Here is a 2527-nt window from a genome sequence, read left to right as displayed (position 1 = left end):
TCCAAGAGTTGAAGCGCCTGCGCAGCAAGTACGAAAAAGAGGGATCCCAGCCCATCCTGCGTCTGGGGGTCAAGCCGAGCGGCTGCTCTGGCCTCTCTTATGTGATGAACTTCGAGTCTCGGGCCAACCCTGACGATCATACCTTCGACTTTGGGGATATCCAGGTGGCGGTGGATCCCTTGAGCATGACCTTGATCAGCGGCACCACCGTCGACTTTTCCGAGGATCTGCTGGGGGGCGGTTTCCGCTTCAGGAACCCCAATGCAATAGCTAGCTGTGGGTGTGGCACCTCCTTTGCCACTGCTGAGACTGCTGCTGTCGTTGGTCACTAAAGTCTCAATCGCTGCCTCCCACCCGCCTTTGGGCGTCAACGGTTGGAGGGCTCTAGGCTGGGCAGCCAAAGGACAAACCAAGTCCATCCCTTCTGGCTGGTGACCCGGATTTGGCCCTGCAGATACTCCACCCAATGCTTCACCAAGGCCAGTCCAAGGCCGCTGCCCGGCTGCGCCCAGGGATCCTCAGAAGGCACACGGTAAAAGCGTTCGAAAAGGTGGGGCAGGTGTTCAGGCTCGATTTGGGCGGTATTGCCGACTCTTAACTCAACCCCACCGGGAAAGGCTTGCACCTCCAAGCGGAGGGTTCCGCCCGGCTGGGTGAACTTACAGGCATTTTCCAGCAGTTCCTTCAGGATCAGGGTTAGCCGCTGCGGGTAGCTGTAGAGCACTGCCGGGAATGAGGTCAGCTCCGCCATCTCCAGCTTCAGTTGCCGGGCTTGAGCCCGTTCTCGCACCCCGTCGAGCAGGCTTGTGCAAAGGCTGTGGAGATCGATGGCGGCAGCCGCAGAGCCCAACTCCTTGGCTTCCAGGCCCTGCAGATCCAGCAACTTGTTGATCAGCTCAATTTCAGCCTGACACTCTTCCAAAGCGATGCGGTGGTATTGGCACTGCTTCTCGTTGAGAGGAGTGCGGCCCAACAGTTCCAGGGCCAACTTGATCTTGGTGAGGGGAGTGCGCAGCTCGTGGGAAACGCTGGCCAGAAAGCTATCCTTGAGGCGGCTGAGCTGCTGCAAGTCCTGTACCTGGCAGGCCAGCTGGGCGGTACGTTCCTGCACTTTGGCTTCTAGGGCTTGGTTAAGTTCCCGCAGGTGGCGTTGGGCTTGGCTGGCCTGGATCAGGTGGCGGATGCGCCGCTTCAAAACCGACCAGCGAATGGGTTTGGAAATGTAATCGCTGGCCCCGGCAGCAAAGGCTTCATCCACGCAGGACTCATCTTCCAGCGCCGTGACGATGAGAATGGGCAGATCCGAGTTTTGAGCATGGAGGCGGCGACAGCACTCAAACCCATCCACATCCGGCATGACCGCATCCAGCAAGACCATATCCACTGGGTGTTGAGCGGCTAGCTGCAGACAGACTTCGCCGCTGCTGGCTTCCAGGACTTGGTAGCCTTCTCGCTCAAGGGCGTAGCGAACCAAGAGTCGCTGGCTGGGCTCATCGTCCGCGATCAACAACAACGGCTTCTTTTCAGGAGAGGGGGATCCCGCCTGGGCCTCAGGAACCGCCGGCGAGCTGGCCGGAGGGTGGGGATTAGGCCTCAGCATAGGCATTGAGAGGAGAGGGAGAAAGGCTCTGCACTCAGAGACTGAGGATAACTTGCCGATATGCCACCTCCAGCTTCTGCACGGCTTGCTCTATAGTATCCCATTTTACAGAACTGGCTGGCTCGGCATGAACCAGCTTTTCCAACTGCTGACACAGCTCAGCCAGACGTTTGGCGCCCAGGGTGCTGCTGCTGCCCTTGAGGCGGTGGGCCAACCGAGCAATGGCTTGGGGATCCCGCTGCTCTAGGGCCTGCCGCAGGGATCCCAATAGAGCTTCGCTGTCCTGCCGGTAGGTTTGGATCATCTCCTGCCAGGCTTCTGGAGAGCTGAAGACTGCCCGCATCTGGGCGAGGATAACGGGGTCGAGGGGCGGATCCTCTTCTTGGCTGGCCGGGATGGGAAGGGGAAGGGATCCCTGAAGAACCCGGACTAGGGCGGCCGGCTCCAAGGGTTTGGTTAGATAGCCATCTACCCCAGCAGCTTGGGCAGCAGCACGGCCTTCCGAAAACACATTGGCCGTGAGGACAACAATGCGAGGCTGGCGCTCAGGAGGCAGTTCAGCGCGGATGCGACGGGTGGCCGCAAGACCATCCAGCTCCGGCATTTGCATGTCCATCAACACCAGATCGTAGGGTCGCAGGCGCAGAGCTTGGACGGCTTCCAGACCGTTGCCGACTATGTCGGGCCGGTAGCCCAATCGCTCCAGCATGAGGCGAATCACCTTCTGGTTAACCGGGTTATCCTCTGCCACCAGGATCTGAAGCGGGTAGCGGCTGGCCAGGGTCGCGTCCCAAATGGAGGGAGGAGCGGCGGGAGAGGAAGATAAGGAGGAAGGAGCTTTTTCTCCCACAAGCCCCAGCAGCAGCTTCCGCAGTTGGGAGGCTTTGACCGGCTTGGCCAAAGTGGGGAGAGGGTCTGCTGTGGAGA

3 protein-coding genes are annotated in these 2527 nt (G+C 59.9%); 1 reads left to right on the top strand and 2 read right to left on the bottom strand.

Annotated elements, in window-relative coordinates; genetic code table 11:
* On the top strand, nt 1-332 hold a 332-nt coding region (locus NW820_RS07450; protein WP_414407123.1), incomplete at its 5' end, for a HesB/IscA family protein.
* 35 nt (nt 333-367) lie between these two features.
* Here NW820_RS07450 and NW820_RS07445 read toward each other — a convergent pair.
* Both NW820_RS07445 and NW820_RS07440 read right to left on the bottom strand, forming a co-directional pair.
* Nucleotides 368-1600, bottom strand: a complete 1233-nt coding sequence (locus tag NW820_RS07445) for a response regulator (protein ID WP_414407122.1) — start codon at nt 1598-1600, stop codon at nt 368-370.
* 34 nt (nt 1601-1634) lie between these two features.
* Nucleotides 1635-2527, bottom strand: an 893-nt coding sequence (locus NW820_RS07440; RefSeq protein WP_414407121.1) for a response regulator, incomplete at its 5' end; no start/stop codon positions are given.

The organism is Synechococcus sp. R55.7 (genome assembly GCF_047461955.1).
In the GTDB taxonomy this organism is placed as follows: Bacteria; Cyanobacteriota; Cyanobacteriia; order Thermostichales; family Thermostichaceae; genus Thermostichus.
Note: the sequence above shows the minus strand (reverse complement) of the source record. Positions and strands in the feature narration are given on the sequence as shown.